This is a genomic window from Carnobacterium sp., assembly GCF_032094055.1.
GTDB lineage: Bacteria > Bacillota > Bacilli > Lactobacillales > Carnobacteriaceae > Carnobacterium_A.
Window position 1 is genome coordinate 1 of record NZ_DAMDAK010000032.1, and the last position, 583, is coordinate 583.

1 protein-coding gene is annotated in these 583 nt (G+C 36.5%); it reads right to left on the reverse strand.

Annotated features, from left to right (window positions below):
• Window positions 1-140: 140 nt before the first annotated feature.
• On the reverse strand, window positions 141-583 hold a 443-nt coding region (locus tag RT405_RS06540; RefSeq protein WP_313468563.1), incomplete at its 5' end, for a copper homeostasis protein CutC.

Below are 583 nucleotides of genomic sequence, written 5' to 3' on the forward strand. Positions count from 1 at the left end.
AAAAATGGGTTAAGCATACAATTGACAGATATGCTGATCAAAGAAGTTAACGTATCATCTTTAGGAACACAATTAAAAAAGTAAAAAAAAAAACAATCTTCTGCAAAATAAACTTTTGCGGAAGATTGTTTTTTTAGATTTTAAAGTTTACCGACAATTTGAGTGCCGTGTACTTCATTTACACCTAATTGTTCGATGACAGGTTGAGCATTTTTATCTGTAATGCCGCCTCCAGGCAGGATAACAATACGGCCATCGGCATAATCAACTAATTCTTTTAAATGAGGTAGGGTAGTTTCAATAGGTAGATCTAATGAGCCGCCATGGGTCAAAATACGTTGAACATCATGATCAATCAACCAATCGATGGCTTCAAATTGCCGACTAACGGGGATGACATCAAAAGCCATATGGAACGTTACCTGCAACCCATAAGATTCTTCTAAAATCTGTTCCATCGCGTCTTCGTCCAGCCAGTTCTCCTCATTTAAACACCCTACAACGATCCCATCTAAACCTAAATTTCGTGCTTCGATAATATCATAGCCCATTATTTTCAGCTCAGAATCATTGTATATAAAAT